At 66.9% G+C, this 14538-nt stretch carries 13 protein-coding genes and 2 tRNA genes; 5 read left to right on the forward strand and 10 right to left on the reverse strand.

Going from position 1 to position 14538, the window contains the following annotated elements:
- Window positions 1-106: 106 nt before the first annotated feature.
- Both ACZ9YD_RS04730 and ACZ9YD_RS04735 read left to right on the forward strand, forming a co-directional pair.
- Window positions 107-193 (forward strand) — tRNA-Leu (locus tag ACZ9YD_RS04730).
- A 141-nt stretch (window positions 194-334) separates the two neighbouring features.
- On the forward strand, window positions 335-1345 hold the full coding sequence (locus tag ACZ9YD_RS04735) for a GGDEF domain-containing protein (RefSeq protein ID WP_465074680.1): 1011 nt from the start codon (window positions 335-337) through the stop codon (window positions 1343-1345).
- A 10-nt stretch (window positions 1346-1355) separates the two neighbouring features.
- On the opposite strand, the gene ACZ9YD_RS04740 is transcribed toward ACZ9YD_RS04735, so the two are convergent.
- Together ACZ9YD_RS04740 and ACZ9YD_RS04745 are read right to left on the reverse strand one after the other, a co-directional pair.
- Window positions 1356-1664, reverse strand: a complete 309-nt coding sequence (locus tag ACZ9YD_RS04740) for a hypothetical protein (RefSeq protein ID WP_465073987.1) — start codon at window positions 1662-1664, stop codon at window positions 1356-1358.
- Window positions 1661-1912, reverse strand: coding sequence for a hypothetical protein (locus ACZ9YD_RS04745; RefSeq protein ID WP_465073988.1), 252 nt, complete (start codon window positions 1910-1912; stop codon window positions 1661-1663). Before ACZ9YD_RS04745 ends, ACZ9YD_RS04740 begins: the two co-directional genes overlap by 4 nt.
- 295 nt (window positions 1913-2207) lie before the next feature.
- Between ACZ9YD_RS04745 and ACZ9YD_RS04750 the strand changes: the two genes are divergently transcribed.
- Window positions 2208-3782 (forward strand): FMN-binding glutamate synthase family protein, encoded by a 1575-nt coding sequence (locus ACZ9YD_RS04750; protein WP_465074681.1) that lies wholly within the window; start codon window positions 2208-2210, stop codon window positions 3780-3782.
- Window positions 3783-3951: 169 nt separating this feature from the next.
- Here the strand turns inward: ACZ9YD_RS04750 and arsC are convergent, their stop codons facing one another.
- The 7 genes from arsC to ACZ9YD_RS04785 all read right to left on the reverse strand — a co-directional run bounded on the left by arsC (window position 3952) and on the right by ACZ9YD_RS04785 (window position 9757).
- Window positions 3952-4308, reverse strand: a complete 357-nt coding sequence (gene arsC, locus ACZ9YD_RS04755; RefSeq protein ID WP_465073989.1) for an arsenate reductase (glutaredoxin) — start codon at window positions 4306-4308, stop codon at window positions 3952-3954.
- Window positions 4305-5591, reverse strand: coding sequence for a dicarboxylate/amino acid:cation symporter (locus ACZ9YD_RS04760; RefSeq protein WP_465073990.1), 1287 nt, complete (start codon window positions 5589-5591; stop codon window positions 4305-4307). Before ACZ9YD_RS04760 ends, arsC begins: the two co-directional genes overlap by 4 nt.
- A 70-nt stretch (window positions 5592-5661) precedes the next feature.
- Window positions 5662-6129 (reverse strand): N-acetyltransferase family protein, encoded by a 468-nt coding sequence (locus tag ACZ9YD_RS04765; protein ID WP_465073991.1) that lies wholly within the window; start codon window positions 6127-6129, stop codon window positions 5662-5664.
- The gene (locus ACZ9YD_RS04770; protein ID WP_465073992.1) at window positions 6126-6905 is read right to left on the reverse strand and encodes a L,D-transpeptidase family protein; all 780 of its coding nucleotides are present in this window, start codon (window positions 6903-6905) and stop codon (window positions 6126-6128) included. Before ACZ9YD_RS04770 ends, ACZ9YD_RS04765 begins: the two co-directional genes overlap by 4 nt.
- 17 nt (window positions 6906-6922) lie before the next feature.
- Window positions 6923-7225: a hypothetical protein gene (locus tag ACZ9YD_RS04775; RefSeq protein ID WP_465073993.1), complete on the reverse strand. Its 303-nt coding sequence runs from the start codon at window positions 7223-7225 to the stop codon at window positions 6923-6925.
- A 7-nt stretch (window positions 7226-7232) separates the two neighbouring features.
- Complete coding sequence (locus tag ACZ9YD_RS04780) at window positions 7233-8330, reverse strand: dipeptide epimerase (RefSeq protein WP_465073994.1); 1098 nt, start codon at window positions 8328-8330, stop codon at window positions 7233-7235.
- Window positions 8331-8353: 23 nt separating this feature from the next.
- Window positions 8354-9757, reverse strand: coding sequence for a C40 family peptidase (locus tag ACZ9YD_RS04785; RefSeq protein ID WP_465073995.1), 1404 nt, complete (start codon window positions 9755-9757; stop codon window positions 8354-8356).
- 257 nt (window positions 9758-10014) lie between these two features.
- On the opposite strand from ACZ9YD_RS04785, the gene ACZ9YD_RS04790 reads away from it, so the two are divergent.
- A complete protein-coding gene (locus ACZ9YD_RS04790) occupies window positions 10015-12810 on the forward strand; it encodes a TonB-dependent receptor plug domain-containing protein (RefSeq protein WP_465073996.1) in 2796 nt (931 codons plus the stop codon).
- 29 nt (window positions 12811-12839) lie between these two features.
- Window positions 12840-14387: a serine hydrolase gene (locus tag ACZ9YD_RS04795; RefSeq protein WP_465074682.1), complete on the forward strand. Its 1548-nt coding sequence runs from the start codon at window positions 12840-12842 to the stop codon at window positions 14385-14387.
- A 74-nt stretch (window positions 14388-14461) separates the two neighbouring features.
- Here ACZ9YD_RS04795 and ACZ9YD_RS04800 read toward each other — a convergent pair.
- Window positions 14462-14538: transfer RNA gene (locus ACZ9YD_RS04800), tRNA-Asp, on the reverse strand.

A 14538-nucleotide genomic window follows, 5' to 3' on the forward strand; every position in this document is an offset into this window, starting at 1 on the left:
CCAGTTCGAAAGGCCCTGCAGATGCGGGGCTTTTTCGTATCTGGCGTCGCGCCGTTCGCGTGGCGGTTTCAATCGGCCGCGCGCTGGCGCACGCTGTCGAACGCCTGCCCGGATGGCGAAACTGGTAGACGCACCGGACTTAAAATCCGTTGGCCGCAAGGTCGTGCCGGTTCGATTCCGGCTCCGGGCACCAAACAGTGGCCTTTTCTTGCAGGCCGACTTCGCAGTTCTCTTCGTTCCCCTGGTCGCCACGCGGTCTTCACGGGCGCGTCCACGTCTGCGGTTCAGGGTTCGGCCACAGCGGACGCAGCAATGGGTCAGCGGAGTGACGGGCATGCCGACGGGGTGCCCCGGGATGGGCGCCACAACGATGATTTCGAGACTCCGGAACAATTTCCGCCTGGCCATCATTACCCTGCTGGGGTCGGTGACCGCGGTCGTGCTCGGCAGCTTTATGATCTGGCGGCTCGCGCGCGGTGACTGGAGCGTTGCGGCGCTGGATGCGACGGTCATCGTCACGATGCTCGTGGTGATGCGCTTTGCCTGGCGGGAAGGAGGCACCGAACGTGCCGGCGCCTGGATGGTGGTACTCAATTCCGGCTTCGCCATTCTTGCGTCACTGACGCTCGGTTCGGCAGCGAGCGGCTGGATCTATGTCGCATTGATGACCAACTTCTATCTCGCAGGATTGCGGGTCGCAACCCGGAGCGGGGCGGCGGTGCTGCTGTGCGCGTCGGCAGCGCTGCTGTGGCGCGATGTCGGCCCGTCCCAGATCAGCACGCTGGTGACCTGGTCGCTGGTGTATGGATTCTCGCTGGTGTTCGCGCGCCGGCTGCGCACGCACAGTGATTCACTGGAGCTGCTGGCCAGCGTCGATCCGCTGACGCGCATACCCAACCGCGGCGTGCTGGAAGCCGATCTGCGCCATGCGATCGCAACGGGCCAAAGCAGCCGCGTCGGTCTGCTCGTACTCGACATCGACCGCTTCAAGACCGTCAATGACACGTTCGGCCACGCGGCAGGCGACACGGTGCTGATCGATCTCGCCGTTCTGCTGCGAGAAGAACTGCGGCAGGGCGACTCCGTCTATCGCTTCGGCGGCGAGGAGTTCGTGATGTTGCTGCCGGTGGTATCTGAGCAGGCACTGGCGCGTACCGCTGAACGCGTGCGCGAAGCGGTCGCGTCTCGCCTGGTCGGTCCGGGCGGACACATCACTGTGGCGGTGGGTGGCGCAATGTTGTCGACGGAACGCGACTGGCAGGACTGGTTTGCACGCGCGGACGCGTCGCTCTACCAAGCCAAGCGCGCAGGCGGCAACACGAGTCACATTGCGGATCCACTCTAAAGCGTGCGGATCAAACGGGTCCGGCGTGATGCACGGCGCGGCTGGCGTCACTGTCTTCCCAGTCCGACTGCACTACGGGGTCACGGGCTGCTCGTACCCGGCGCACGGCGTTGAGCCTGCGCCGCCAGCGTAGTACAGCGCCCAGAATCGAGAGTATCGCGAGTGCGCCGGCAATCACCACGACCCAGGGCGCCAGCGCCGCGAGCGGCGAGAGCATCGATCCGGTGGTGTTGCGCAACGCGAGTCCGAACACCGCGCCGGTGATCATGATGTAGGTCGGCAGCACGAGTACGCGCCAGATGGTGCGCGGCGAGATCATGAGACGGTGCCCGTGGTGTCGATGTCCTGAAGTCCGACCACCGGCGCCGCGTCAGGCAGCCCGCGCATCGAGCGGAAATGTGACGCTGCCATCGCACGCGCAATATCCCAGTCGATCGCGCGCGGCACCTGCTCCCATTGCGCACGCAGCACCGGTTCGAGCTCGTGCCAGTCGGCATCCGGCAGGTCGGCGTGCACCGCCCGCGTCAGTTCTGCGAGGACCACCGGATTGTGGGACAGCTGCGGCATGGACGTTGGACAGAGATGAGGGACTCGTATCGACAGTAGGCAGCCGGGCGCCAAACCGCCGTGAAGCGGTGGGCCGCGCAACGGAACATTCAGTTTCGGGTGGCCGCGTGACAGTTCGCTACCTACCATGCGTACAACGCGCAGCACGGGCCGGACCGGCCTGCAGCTGGATTTCACCGTCGTCCGGGGAGGATGGCGCGCCGGGCATCAGGTGCCGGCGGTTTTGAAAGGGAACCCGATGACCCGCTATCTCACATTCGCTCTGTGCGTCGTCATGGCGCTGGTCTCGATCGCCATGGCGTCGCTGCACCAGTCGATGGGCTGGGCGCTCGCCGCGGTGCCGTTGCTGGCGCTGTCGGTGTTGGGCACGGTCGATCTGTTGCAGACGCGCGCGACGCTGCGTCGCAGCTATCCGCTGACCGCGCACTTCCGCTACGGACTCGAAGCGTTCCGTCCCGAGATCCGCCAGTACTTCATCGAAGACGACCAGGACGAGGTGCCGTTCTCGCGTCAGCAGCGCGCATTGGTCTACCAGCGGGCGAAGAACGTCAGCGACGTGGTGCCGTTCGGCAGCGAGTTGCCGATGTACGGCACGCAGTACGAGTGGATCAACCATTCGCTGGTGCCTGCGCATGCCGCGTCGCACGACTTCCGTGTGCCGGTAGGCGACGAACGCGCGCAGCCCTACACCGCGAGCATCTTCAACATCTCGGCGATGAGCTTTGGCTCCTTGTCTGCGAACGCGATCCGCGCGCTGAACCTCGGTGCGAAGCGCGGCAATTTCTATCACGACACCGGCGAAGGCGCGATTTCTCCCTACCACCGCGAGCACGGCGGCGATCTGGTCTGGGAAATCGGGTCGGGTTACTTCGGCTGTCGCGATGCCAAAGGCCGATTCGACGAAGACCTGTTCGCGCGCCACGCGGCCGAGCCGCAGGTGCGCATGGTCGAACTGAAACTCTCGCAGGGCGCCAAGCCCGGGCACGGCGGCATGTTGCCGGGCGCCAAAGTCACGGCGGAAATCGCCGAGACGCGCGGCATCCCGGTGGGCCAGAATTGCGAGTCGCCGGCGGCGCACAGTACGTTCTCCACGCCGCTCGGGCTGCTGGAATTCGTCGATCGCATGCGCACGCTGTCGGGCGGTAAACCGGCGGGCTTCAAGCTTGCGATCGGACATCCCTGGGAGTGGTTCGGCATCGCGCGGGCGATGCTCGATAGCGGCATCCTGCCCGACTTCATCGTCGTCGACGGCGCAGAGGGCGGCACCGGTGCGGCGCCGTCGGAGTTCATCAACCACGTCGGCCTGCCGCTGCAGGAAGCGCTGATGCTGGTGCACAACACGCTGGTGGGCATCGGGTTGCGCGACCGCATCCGCGTCGCGGCGGCCGGCAAGATCACCAGCGGGTTCGACATCGCGCGTACGCTGGCGATGGGCGCGGACTGGTGCAATGCGGGCCGCGGTTTCATGTTCTCGCTGGGCTGCATCCAGTCGCGTACCTGTCACACCGACCAGTGCCCGACGGGTGTCGCCACGCAGGATCCGGCGCGCTGGCGTCTGCTCGACGTGCCCGACAAGGCCAACCGTGTGTTCCATTTCCACGAGAACACGCTGAAGGCGCTGCGCGACATGATCGGCGCGGCAGGACTGGAGCATCCGATGCAGATCGGCCCCGAGCACATCCTGCGGCGCGTCACGCCGACCGAGGTGCGCTCGCTGGCAGCGCTGTACCGCTTCCTGGAGCCGGGCGAACTGCTGACCGGCGTGCCCGAACATGCGGTGTTCAAGACCTTCTGGCCAAGCGCCCGGGCCGACAGCTTCGCCCCGCCGGCGCGGGCGTCGGCGATGCATGTGGCGAAGCGGACGCACTGAGTCTGACGCGAACGCAGGCGATGGATCGCATGCGTTCGTAGTCCCAGCGGACGCTGGGACCCATCTTCGCAGTCGATTCCAGATCAAGATGGGCCCCAGCGTGACCGGACGTGCGTCCGTTGAACGCCGCTGAGGCGACGGCAGCTGAAGTCGTGAGAAACAGGCGCTCTCAATCCAGCAGTGCCAGCAACCGCTCCGTCGGTCGACCGATGACCGCGCGTTCGCCGTGCACCAGGATCGGCCGTTCGATCAGTTCGGGATGCCGGGCCATTGCATCGACAATTGCCTCGTCATCGAGCGCGGCATCGGCGAGACCGAGTTCGCGATGCGCATCCTCGCCGCTGCGCAGCAGGGCGCGCGGTGCGATGTCGAGACGCCGCAGCAGGGTGCGCAGGGCGTCTGCATCGAGCGGCGTGTCGAGATAGCGCACGACCTCCGCTTCGATGCCGCGCGACTGCAGCAGTTCGAGCGCGGCGCGCGACTTCGAGCAACGCGGGTTGTGCAGCAGGGTCCAGGTGTCGGTCATGTCGGTGGAAGATCCGCAGAGGCCGACGTACCGCTGTGACGGGCGACGACGGCGGTCGCGGTGACGTCGGCGGTGGTGTTTGCGACGGTGGCAAAGGCATCGGGCAGCGTGTCGACCGCGAGCAGCACGCCCAGCGGTTCGATCGGCAGGCCCATCGCCTGCGTCACCGGCAGGTTGTTGGTCATGAAACTCACCTGGCCCGGCAATCCGACCGACCCCATGCTGATGACGATGCTCAGGCCGACCGCGATCGCGAGCTGCGCCGGTCCCAGGTCCGCGCCGTACATCCAGGCGATGAACACCACGACGCTCAGATACTGCGTGGGGCTGGCGATGCGGAACAGCGACACCGCCATCGGCAGCACCAGCGAGGTCACCGCCAGCGGGTAACCGAGACGATTGCGCGCGCTGTCGATCATCACCGGCAGCGATGCGAGCGAGGACTGCGTGCTCGCGGCGATCGCCTGCACCGGCAGCAGTGCGGCGGCGAAGCGCGGCAGGCGTTCGCCGGCGACGGTCACCGCGACTCCGTACATCAGCAGCGTGATCGCCACGTACAGCACGCACTGCAGCGCGATGTAATAACCCAGCGCGGTCAGTACACCAAGTCCGACGTGCGCGCAGACCGCCAGCACCAGCGCGAACACGCCGACTGGCGCAGCCCAAAGCACCCAGCGCACGACGACGATCATTGCGTCGCCGATCGTGCGCACCAGATCGAGCATGCGCATCCGGCGTTCGGGTTCGAGTCGGGTCAGCGCGAAACCGAAGAACATCGAGAACACGACCAGTGGCAGCATCGCGCTGGCCGCCGCCGCGGCGATTGCATTGCTGGGAATCACGCTGGTGATCCACAGGCCGAAGCTCGGCGCCTGCGGCAGGACTTCGGGCGCCTGGATCGCGGCGCGGAACGCGCCGACCAGGGCATCGTCGCGCGGTACCAGAGACAGCAGCGCCGGTGCGGCGATTGCGGCGAAGGTGCCGCAGACCGCCAGCAGCACCGCGAACGTCGCCATCGCCATGCGTGCGTTGCGTCCGGACGCTGCCGCATCGGCGGCGCCGTTGATGCCGACCACGACCAGCGCCGCGACCAGCGGCACCACGGTCATCTGCAGCGCGTTGAGCCAGAGCTTGCCGATCGGTTGTGCGAACTCGGCGACGCGCAGCGCGGTGTCGGCGTTCCAGGCCGCGAGCGAGAGACCGACGACCGCGCCGGCCAGCAACGCCAGCAGCACGCGGACCGAGGCGGGAAGGGTGCGACGTGCGGGAACAGCTTCGGTCATGGCGCTCGGCCGGTTCGACGGACCGCAGCAGCATGCCATGCGGCGTGGCGGCCGCGCGGTCGTCGATGCATCAGAGGCGTGTGCCCAGATCGAGCGCGAGCGTGTCGCGGTGGCCGTCGACGAAACCCGCGCGCAGATACAGCGCCTTCGCGCGCGGATTGTGGTGATGCACTTCCAGACGCAGCACGGCGACGCCCCAGATGCGCCCCTGCGTGCTGGCGATCTCGAGCGCCTGCGCGCCGAGTCCACGACCGCGCGCGGCCGGCGCGATGTACAGCTCGTCGAGCAGCGCGTGGTGGCCGCCCTGTTCGAGGCTGAAACCTCGGGTCAGGGCCATATAGCCGTCGGTGCCGTCGGCGCCGAGCAACAGCAGCGCGCCGCAGCCGGGGTCGGACAGGAGCGCCGACACCGCGCGCGGTGTGGCAACGTCGTCGAAGTGCAGGCGGTCCTCGATGTAGAAGGCCCGCATCATCGCCAGGACTGCGGGCAGATCGTCGAGCGTGGCGATGCGCGAAACCAGCGCCGTCGCGGCGCTCATCGTGGCAGCGCCGGCAGCTGCCAGGCGGTCTGCAGACGCGCGTATTCGGCGTCGGGCAGCAGCACGAAGCGCGGCGTGCGCGCCGGGTCCAGCCAGCCCAGCAAGGCGTCCATCGCCGCATCGCTCATCGCGGTGCAGCCTGCCGTGGTCTCGTCGGGACGGCGCAGTAGGTGGGCGAAGATGCAGCTGCCGCGGCCGGCCGCGCCCTGCGCGTTGTGCTCGATGACGAAGCCTTGGCGGTAGCGCACGTCCCCATCGTTGTGCAGGTCGAGACGCATGCGCTCACTGGAACCCTCCACCGCGGCCGCACCGACGTCCTTCTCGTCGACAATGCGGTTGTAGAGCGGCGAGGCCGGCACGTCGATGCAGTAATGCGAGGCCTGCATCGGCAGGTAGGGCAGCGCGCCGATGCCGGTGGGTGCGTAGCCGAACGCTTCGCCGATCGCGAACACGCCTGCCGGTGCGCGGCCGTCGCCTTCGCGTTTCTGCGGTTCGCCCGCCTGTGCCGGATGCAGGCCGATGCCCCAGCCGCTGCCGCTGCGACCGAGCATCACCGGCACCGCATCGCCGACCGCGCGCCAGGCGCCGTCACCATCGCGTTCAAAGCGCTGCATGCGCGCCTGCGCGGCGTCCCAGTCGGCAGACGTCACGACGACGAGCTGCTGCGCACCGGTCAGCGGCGCTGCAACGGGCGTCCGTGTGGTACCGCAGGCGGCGAGCAGCAGTGTGGCCAGCAGCAGCGTGGCGCGTGCGGTACGTCGATGGAATCTGAGCATGAAAGCGTCCTCTGAAGTCATGGATCGAGCAGGCGCCGGGTGCGCGTCTGATGGTCGGCGAGTCGGGCCTGTCGACCGGGCATCGGACACAACTGCGCGATTTCGCATCGAGCAGCTGCTGCAGTGCGCTGTGATAGCGCAGCATCGCGACAGATGTTGCGCGCCATATGCAAAAACCAGCAGGACGTGATTGGCGCGGATGCGCAGCGGATTGCTGGAATGCCGCGTCTTAGATCGGATGCGAGCGCCGCGCTGGAGCGCGAACTGTCGCCCGACAGCCTGTCCCGCTCGGCGCGGATCTCCAGCAGCGGCGAGGCCATCTGCACGTCAGCGGGCGATGGGCTGCACGCCGCGTATCGAAACGATACCCAAGCCCGGCGCATCGCCGATTGAGATTTCAGCTTCATCGAACGACACGCCGCCCTCGACCGGATTCCACGCGCACAGCGAGGGCCCGTCGAGATCGACCTTGGTGATGACATCGGATTTCGCCACCGCCAGATGCGCCGCCGCGGCGACGCTGATGCTGGTTTCGATCATGCAACCGATCATGCAGTCCACGCCGTGCAGGCCGGCGATGTCGGCGAGCTTGATCGCGTTCGACAGCCCACCGGTCTTCATCAGCTTGATGTTGACGATATCGGCCGCGCGCATGCGGATCAGTTCGATCAGTTCGACCGGGCCGAACACGCTTTCGTCTGCCATCACCGGCACGTGCACGCGATCGGTGACGTACTTCAGACCGGCGAGATCGTGGGCCTTGACTGGCTGCTCCAGCAGCTCTGGTTCGATGCCGGCATCTTCGAGCTGACGCATCGCATGCACGGCCTGCTTCGGCGTCCAGCCCTGGTTGGCGTCGAGGCGCAGCAGCGCACGACCGTCGACGGCAGCGTGGATCGCACGGATGCGTTCGAGATCGACACCCAGATCCTTGCCGACCTTGATCTTCAGCGCGCCGAAGCCGCGGTCCACCGCCGACAGCGCATCGGCGACCATCTTGTCGATGGTGTCAACGCTGATCGTGATGTCGGTGCTGATCACCGGATCGCCGCCACCGAGGATGCGGTACAACGGCGCCCCGTGCAGTTGCGCGAACAGGTCATAGAGCGCGATCTCGACCGCGGCCTTGGCGCTGGTGTTGCGCTCGATCGCGGTCTGCACCCGTCGTGTCAACGCGTTGAAATCGGCGATCTCGCGGCCGACCAGCCGTGGCGCGATGCCGGTCGAGATCGCAGCGACGATCGATCCGTGCGTATCGCCGGTGATCACCGCGGTCGGCGCCGCTTCGCCGTAGCCGATATGGCCGGTGTCGGTGTGGATCGACACGATGATGTCGTCGACGCTTTCCACGGTGCGCAGCGCGGTCTTGAACGGCGTCTTCAGCGGCACGCGTACCATGCCCAGCTGGATGTCGGTGATCTTCATGCGTGTCCGGAGTTGCGCGCGCGTCAGCGCACGCGCTGGATGCTGGTGATGCGGTCGATGGTGGTGCCATCCTCGCCCGACAGCATCGGCGTGACCGGCGTGACCACGACGCCGTTGAGTGGCAGGCGCGCGATCGCACCATCGCCATCACGCACACTCATGCCAGCGGTGTCGTGGATCACCCAGGGCTCGCCGTCGATGTGGCCGATGACCATCATCACGTGGCCCGGAATGAACACCATGTCGCCTATGTCGGCCTCGCGCAGCAACTGCAACCGCTGCGCGTGAGGCATATCGGCGGTGACCTCAATACGGTTGAGCGCGGGACTCGTCGCCTGCGCGCTGGTATTGCGCGGCAGCAGGATGCCGACGCTGCGATAGATCTCCGATACGAAACCGCTGCAATCGCGCGCGTTGTACGAGTGCCCCCAGCCGTAGCGTTCGCCGAGGAACTTGAAGGCTTGGCGGATCAGCGCGGCGCGCGTGTGGGGCAGCACGTCGTCGGCGACATCGGCGGAGGCCGGCAGAAGCGCCGGCGAAAACGACAGTGCACCGTCGTCACCGCGCACCGGCAGTTCGACGATGTCGCCGAATGCCGGCACCTGGCCGTGCAGCACACGCGTCGCATCCCAATCTGCATGCGGCACACGCACGCCCATCTCCAGCTGCACGTCCGAGACCCTCGGCGCTTCGGGCGTGAACGCCGTGCGCGCCGTGGCGCCGGCGACGACGACGCCATCGGCTGCACGCGCCGCGTAATCCGCGACCGCGTCACGCGTGCCGATCGCGACGTGTCGTGCCTCGACCCAGGCGCGATAGCGCTCGCTGACCACGAACAGCCAGTCGCCGTCGCGGCTGGCATGCAGCACCGCGACCGGCGCACCGGGGAACAAGGCGTCTTCCTGGAAACGGTCGATGTCGGTGTCGCCGGGGCGGCTGAAGACGCGGGTCGCGGTCGGGAATGCGCGCAGGTCCGCGCGGCGCACCACGAGACCGAAGCGTGGCGCTACCTGCGTGGGCACGGCGTCGAGCGCCAGCGCGTCGATCCAGCCATTGAGCGTCGCGGCATCGACCGGACCATCGACAGTGAAGCGTGGCGCGGTGGGGCGCTTCGAGAGCGCCTCGATCCAGCCTGCGACAGTGCGCTGATCGAGACGACTGGGCAGGGCAAGTGGATCCTGGATCGACCTATCGTCGCGACGCATCACGGTGTTCTGCGCGTCGATCGCAGCGGCATCGAGTACCACCGCATCTGGCGCGTCGAGTCGCGCGATCCAGTACTCCGGCGACAACATCGACGCAGTCAGGCCGGGAAGCGCCGGCGACGCGGCGTGCGTTGCGCCGGGCGCGGGCAGCAAGGCGGCAAGCGTCAACAACGTGGCGAGCATGCAACGCATGGCGAACGGGGACAGTCGGGTGAAACGCATCACGGCTCCTGCTGTCGGTGTGCACGACGTGGCGCACCGATCTGCGGTCGAGCGTTCGAGAGTATTTGTTTTCCGCGTCAGGACAAGGCGGAATGATGAATTGACACCCATTCACGACGGATGTTAATCACAAGGCCAGACCCGTCAGGTAAGGGGGCCCTCCGGGGCGGCCGGGTTGCTTTCGATGTCGGCCGCACCGGTGTGACCTGCCGGCTGCGTGCGCCGTGTCGCCACGCCACCAGGGGAGTCCGTCACCCATGTCCTGCCAGTTCGCTTCGCACCCGCCCTTTGTCAGTCGCCTGAGCGCCGCGTTGCTGCTGGCGCTGGCAATGCCTGCGATCGTCCATGCGCAAACGGCCAGCACGGACGAGCGGGTCAACACGCTCGATCAGGTGCAGGTCACCGGCTCGCGCATCGCGCGCACCGCGATCGAAGGTCCGGCACCGGTCACGGTCATCACCGCCGAAGACATCCAGAAACAGGGCTTCAGCACGGTCTGGGAATCGCTGGGCACGCTCACCCAGTTCACCGGCAACACGCTCAACGAGACCGACCAGACCGGCAATTCGCCGAACGGACAGTTCATGAATCTGCGCGGGCTGGGGCCGGGCTATCAGCTGATCCTGCTCAATGGGCAGCGCCTGGCCGACTATCCGCAGCCCTACGGCTCCAACGGCACCGCGGTGAGCCTGGGCAGCATTCCGGCGGCAGCGATCGAACGCATCGAAGTCATGAGCGGCGGCGCCTCGGCGATCTACGGATCGGACGCGGTCGCCGGCGTGGTCAACATCATCACCAAGGAAAATTTCAGCGGCGACACGATCCGCCTGCGCGGTGGCACGACGACGCAGGGTGGCGGCGACACCGGCCTGTTCCAGTGGACGGGCGGACGCACCGGCGATCGCTGGAGCCTGACGTACGCGATCGAACGTCTGGACCGCGAGGAGATCGTCGCCTCGCAGCGCGATCTCACGTATCTGGCGCATCCGCAGTACCGCACGAATCCCGAGCGTCCGACCGCATCGATCAGCGGCGTCTACTTCCGCGCCGGCCAGAACTATCTGTGGCGCAACGATGCCGGCGCGCTGTCGCCGTCCTACCAGGCGCTGCTGGACGCCTGCGATGCAACGAACCCGGATTTTGTGCCCTTCCATTCGGCCACGACAGTCGCCGTGCCCAACCGCTGCGGCGCGCTCGACTACTACAACGCACGCTCGATCCAGAACGCGTACGGCAAGACCTCGGCGTACGTGTCGGGCAGCTTCGACTTCAGCGATACCGTGACCGGTTACGCGCAGTTGTTGGGTAGTGATTCCAACGACAAGAGTTCCAGCCAGACGCATTACTACATCGGCGAAGGCCCGTTCACCGTGCGCGATCCCGTGCGCGGTCTCGTCACTGCCCAGCGCATCTTCCTGCCCGATGAAGTGGGCGGCACCAAGTACATCGAATACGACGAACGCGCATGGTCGATCAACGCCGGTCTGCGCGGCACGCTGGTCGACGGTCGCTTCGACTGGGACGTGAGCCTGACCTCGTCGCGCTTCGAGATCACCACCACACGTCCGCGCTTCCTCACCCGCGCCGTGCGCGATTACTACATGGGTCCGGTGCTGGGCATCGCACCGGACGGCAACGAGATCCGCGAGTTCTACACCGATCGCCTGTTCGCGCCCGGCTCGGCTGCGCTGTACGACCAGCTCACCACCACGGTGGTCAGCGATGGCGTGTCGAAGTCCGACCAGGCGCAGTTCGTCTTCAGCGGCCCGCTGTTCGATCTGCCGGCTGGGCCGCTGCAGATGGCCGCGGTGCTCGAAGCCGCGAAGCAGGAATATTCGCTGACGCCAGATCCACGCACGACCGTCGACTACACCGGCCCCGACCGCGTCTACAACCTGACCAGCACGCCCGGCGGCGGCCCGCGTGACCGCTTCGCGCTCGGTCTCGAATTCCGCGTGCCTGTGTTCGAGCGTCTCGAAGCCACGCTCGCCGGCCGCTACGACAAGTACGACGACATCACGTCCGTCGATGACGCGGTGACCTGGCAGGCGGGCCTGGAATGGCGCCCGTTCCGCAATCTGCTGCTGCGCGGCGCGCATGCGACCAGCTTCCGCGCGCCCGATCTGCTGTGGATCTATGCCGGCACCACGGGTTCCAACCCGATCGTCGACGACGAGTATCTGTGCCGGCTCAACGGCATCGCCGCCGAGACGCCCGCATGCACCGCGGCGTTCAACTACCAGACCTACATGACCCAGTCGTCGAACCCGCTGCTCGAAGAAGAGAAAGGCAAGTCGACGACGCTGGGCGTGGTCTGGGATGTGCTGCCGAACCTGTCGGCGAGCGTCGACTGGTATCGCATCGAACTCGAAGGTCGGGTGCAGGCGCTGTCGAACAGCTACTACCTCGAGCAGGAAGCGAACTGCCGGCTTGGCCAGGATCGCAACGGCGCTACGGTCGATACGACTTCGCAGGCCTGCCAGTTCTATGCAGGCGCCGTGCAGCGCGTGGCGTCGGATCTGAATCCTGATGGCCGCATCACCCGATTCGCGACCTATCCGATCAATGCCTCCCTGATGCGCACGGAAGGGCTCGATGCCTCGCTGCGCTATGGGCGCGAACTGGGCCGCTGGGGCGATCTGAACCTGCAGGCCGGCTACACCCACGTGCTCGAATTCGAGGTCGCGCAATTCGGCGACGAAGCGCCGCGCGATGTACGCAGCACCGTCGAATACAACAGCCAGCGCAGCCGCGCGAACTGGCGCGCCAGCTGGTCGAACGATGCCTGGAATACCAGTCTCTATGGTTATCGCTACGGCAGTCGCCCGAACTACAACGGCAACCTGCTGCCCGGCCGCACGTCGGGCTACGTGATCTGGAACGCGGATGTGTCGCGCCGCATCACCGACGACGTGACGCTCGGCATCAGCGTGCTCAACCTGCTTGATGAAATGCCGCCGCGCGACGATTCGCACACCGCGTGGCCGTACTTCGCCAGCAGCTACAGCGCGATCGGTCGTCAGGTGTTCGCCAACATCACCTTCGACTTCTGACAGCCGTGCCGACGCGCGTCGCGCGCTGGATGCTGATTGCCTGCCTCGCTGTCGCGGGGCAGGCGGGTGCACGCGAGGCGCAGGTCGATCCTGCACGGCTCGCGTCACTGGTCGACGATGCGGTGGCGCGTTACGCATTGCCCGGGATCGCGGTGGGCGTCGTCGTTGATGGCGAGGTGGTGCTGCGGCACACGCGCGGCGAACTGCGCGCAGGGCAGGGCGAGCCGGTCGATGCGGCCACGCTGTTCAAGATCGCGTCCAACAGCAAGGCGATGACCGCCGCTGTGCTGGCGCGCCAGGTCGACGCCGGCCTGTTGCGCTGGGACGATCCTGTGGTGCGGCATCTGCCTGATTTCCGCATGGCCGACGACTGGGTCACGCGCGAGATCCAAGTCCGCGATCTGCTGATCCACAACAGCGGACTCGGCCCCGGCGCCGGCGATCTGATGCTGTGGCCGTCGCCGAACCGCTTTACGCGCGCGGAGGTCATCCACGGCCTGCGCCATCTGCAGCCGCGCTGGAGCTTCCGCTCGCGCTACGCCTACGACAACACGCTCTACATCGTCGCTGGCGAAGTCGCGGCCGCTGTCGCGGGCGTGCCGTTCGATGTTTTGGTGCGGCGCGAGGTGTTCGAACCGCTCGGCATGACCCGCTGCCAGGCCGGCAGCTGGTCGCGCGACGCGGTCGGCAATGTCGCCCAGCCGCATGCGCGCATCGACGGTCGCACGGTCGTGGTGCGCGCCGATGAGGCAACGATTCCGGACGAGCCGATGATGGCTGCCGGCGGACTGCGCTGCAGCCTCGACGACATGCTGCGCTGGGCGCAGGTCTGGCTCAATGCCGGCAGTAGCGATCCTGAGCAGGCGTGGCTGTCGCAGGCGCAGCGCGATGCCGCGTGGACGGCGCACATGCCGATGCCGCTGAGCGCGCGGATGCGCGCGTGGGATCGCAGTCATTTCTCGGCCTACGGTTACGGTTGGCGGCTGACCGATGTCGACGGCACCTCGAAGGTCTCGCACACCGGCACGCTCAAGGGCATGTATTCCGCGCTGACACTGTTGCCCGAGCGCGGCGTGGGCATCGTCGTGCTGATCAACGGGGATGCGGACGAGGCGCGCACGGTGTTGATGCAGGCGCTGGTCAAGCAGCTCACCGGTGCGGTTGGCTCGCACGATGTCGCGTATTACGCCGGTCTGCTCGCAGCTGAGCGCGCGGCCAGCGGCGCGTTAGCAGTCGATACGCGATTGCCGGCACGCATGCCGACCGCGCGACAGATCGACACCGTCGCGGGCCGCTGGCGCGATCCGTGGTTCGGCACCGTCGACGTGTGTCCGCAGGAAGACGGGCTGACCTTCGTGTCCGAGCGCTCGCCGAAACTGCAGGGCGATGTGGTCGCGGTCGACGATCGCCTGCAGGTGCGTTGGCGGGACGCCGATGTCGATGTCGACGCGTGGCTCGTTGCATCGCTAGCGCAGGGCAGGGCGAACGCGCTGCACATGGCCAAGGTCGATCCGGACGCGGACTTCAGCTACGACTTCGAGGATCTCGCATTCGTACGCGAAGGCGATTGCCGGTAGCGCCGGCCCCCCAGGAATCGAGATCGACACAAACGAAAAACCCCTGCATTTCTGCAGGGGTTTTCGCTTGCAAATGGCGGAGCGGACGGGACTCGAACCCGCGACCTCCGGCGTGACAGGCCAGCATTCTAACCAACTGAACTACCGCTCC

Source organism: Luteimonas sp. AC640a, assembly GCF_979256585.1.

Bases quoted from the DNA above. Each gene is read 5' to 3' on its own strand.
- ACZ9YD_RS04790 (WP_465073996.1), top strand. From the start codon at position 10,015: ATGTCCTGCCAGTTCGCTTCGCACCCGCCCTTTGTCAGTCGCCTGAGC.
- ACZ9YD_RS04785 (WP_465073995.1), bottom strand. From the start codon at position 9,757: ATGCGTTTCACCCGACTGTCCCCGTTCGCCATGCGTTGCATGCTCGCC.
- ACZ9YD_RS04765 (WP_465073991.1), bottom strand. From the start codon at position 6,129: ATGAGCGCCGCGACGGCGCTGGTTTCGCGCATCGCCACGCTCGACGAT.
- ACZ9YD_RS04775 (WP_465073993.1), bottom strand. From the start codon at position 7,225: ATGGCCTCGCCGCTGCTGGAGATCCGCGCCGAGCGGGACAGGCTGTCG.
- ACZ9YD_RS04795 (WP_465074682.1), top strand. From the start codon at position 12,840: ATGCTGATTGCCTGCCTCGCTGTCGCGGGGCAGGCGGGTGCACGCGAG.
- ACZ9YD_RS04740 (WP_465073987.1), bottom strand. From the start codon at position 1,664: ATGATCTCGCCGCGCACCATCTGGCGCGTACTCGTGCTGCCGACCTAC.
- arsC (WP_465073989.1), bottom strand. From the start codon at position 4,308: ATGACCGACACCTGGACCCTGCTGCACAACCCGCGTTGCTCGAAGTCG.
- ACZ9YD_RS04745 (WP_465073988.1), bottom strand. From the start codon at position 1,912: ATGCCGCAGCTGTCCCACAATCCGGTGGTCCTCGCAGAACTGACGCGG.
- ACZ9YD_RS04780 (WP_465073994.1), bottom strand. From the start codon at position 8,330: ATGAAGATCACCGACATCCAGCTGGGCATGGTACGCGTGCCGCTGAAG.
- ACZ9YD_RS04735 (WP_465074680.1), top strand. From the start codon at position 335: ATGCCGACGGGGTGCCCCGGGATGGGCGCCACAACGATGATTTCGAGA.
- ACZ9YD_RS04770 (WP_465073992.1), bottom strand. From the start codon at position 6,905: ATGCTCAGATTCCATCGACGTACCGCACGCGCCACGCTGCTGCTGGCC.
- ACZ9YD_RS04750 (WP_465074681.1), top strand. From the start codon at position 2,208: ATGGCGTCGCTGCACCAGTCGATGGGCTGGGCGCTCGCCGCGGTGCCG.
- ACZ9YD_RS04760 (WP_465073990.1), bottom strand. From the start codon at position 5,591: ATGACCGAAGCTGTTCCCGCACGTCGCACCCTTCCCGCCTCGGTCCGC.